The organism is Limosilactobacillus frumenti DSM 13145 (assembly GCF_001436045.1).
GTDB classification, from domain to species: Bacteria; Bacillota; Bacilli; order Lactobacillales; family Lactobacillaceae; genus Limosilactobacillus; species Limosilactobacillus frumenti.
In genome coordinates this window covers 1-1,722 of the sequence record NZ_AZER01000002.1, presented here as the reverse complement: position 1 = coordinate 1,722, position 1,722 = coordinate 1, and the positions used below count along the sequence as shown (strand labels likewise).

The window sequence follows — 1,722 nt, the reverse complement described above, 5'->3', positions numbered from 1 at the left end:
AGCGTGTCTTGAACCAACTGCAGATCCACTAATGAGAGGTTTTTAAAGGAATGCCCCTTTGGGAAGAACTCTCATAAGTCGCCATCAATACGATTTGACTTTGACCCCAAAAGAACCCTAATCACAAAGTGATTAGAACTCTAAATATGGATTCACCAACAGCAGTTGACGAAGAGCCCGAATAATAATATCCTTCAGGGTCCTCTTTAAATAATCTATATTCGCTACAGATATATTTATTTAATTGTTAATCATTATGACGTTTCTTGATATCAAGAAAACCGAGTGAACTTCCAAACATTGCCAACAAAATACCAATAAATGACATTGTTTGACTTTGACTATTGTTTTCACCAGTTTGAGGTAAAGCTTCTCTATTTTTAGAAGGAATTTTTTCTTTATCATTTACCAATGAAACTGTTTTTTTCTCATTAACATTAGTTTTAATCAATTGAGTTGGCTTTGTAGGTTGAGTTGGCTTTACTGGTTTTGCTGGCGTCTTTGTCTTTGGTTGACTTGGCTTTGCCGGTTTTGCTGGCTTGGCCGGTTGAGTTGGCTTTACTGGTTGCTTTGGATTTACCGGCTTCTTTGGGTTATTGACCAACTTATACACAAAAGTAATTGATTGCATAAGCGAATTAAACTTTCCTGAAATCTTTGCTGGGGTTTTACTAGTATCTAATGTATATCCGTTAATCGTCTTTGCAATAGCCTGCCATTCACCGCTGGGATACCAGTAATTATTTTCATCAATACCATTATTTTTCTGATTTGGATTGTTTGAATTTCTGGAAAGTATATCAGATGTTGCTAGTGGTTTTCCATTTTCATCAACATAGTTAACTATAACATTCTTATTAGGAACAAAATGAAGCCAAATCCCTGCTTGGCGATAATTATAATAATCATTATTATCATGTGTTCCCACAAAGCCTAAATAGGTGAATCCCTGATCGGCATACTTTTTAATTAATTCATTTATCTTGGCATTTACGTCACCATTATCATCTGAATATTTTAATCCATAAACACCACTGACAGAGAAATATCCTGGCATTGTGGACCACTTTGTACCAATGACTTGCCCGTTCTCATTATCCAATGATTGAGTAGTTTTAAACTGTCCATTCCTTTTATAGTAAAAATTAATAGTGATGGGGTTAGGATTATCTTTACTGATTTGAACTTGACCAACAGTACCAGAGACACTTTTACTAGAAACAAGATCATACCCTGAAATCTCTAACCCATTAACCATATACTTAGAAGCCGATGGAGCTTTCTCATCTCCGTTAATATATGCACCACTATCAGGAACAGCCCAATCTGTAGGAAGAACTGATACGGCAATCTTTTTACCAGTATCTTCATCAATGTAATTAACTTGTATTGGTGATAATGGGACATAATGGAGTGTGAGTGTTGTGTTCTCATTAGGTATTAAATATTGGAAAACGTCATCACCTTTTTTAAAATGGCTATAAACATCATTAAAATTCAACAGTTTATATCCAGGTATAGCAAGTGTTAAATCAGTCATACTACTTCCAGGTTTACCAGTAATAGTATATGTTCCAGTATTCTTGTTAAAGCCTGGACGTTTTTCATTTCCTAAAAATATTGGCTTGTTATTAATATCATCCCACAAAGTAACTGATACGGTAGCTGCTTGAGAAGTGGTCTTATCACCATCTGTAGTAGCTACTGGAGAAGTGGTCTTAC

General features: G+C 35.2%; 1 protein-coding gene. It reads right to left on the bottom strand.

The annotated features are described in order from the left end of the window. Positions 1 to 247: 247 nt before the first annotated feature. Positions 248 to 1,722: MucBP domain-containing protein (locus FD27_RS00010; RefSeq protein WP_057747625.1), on the bottom strand; the 1,475-nt coding region annotated here is incomplete at its 5' end.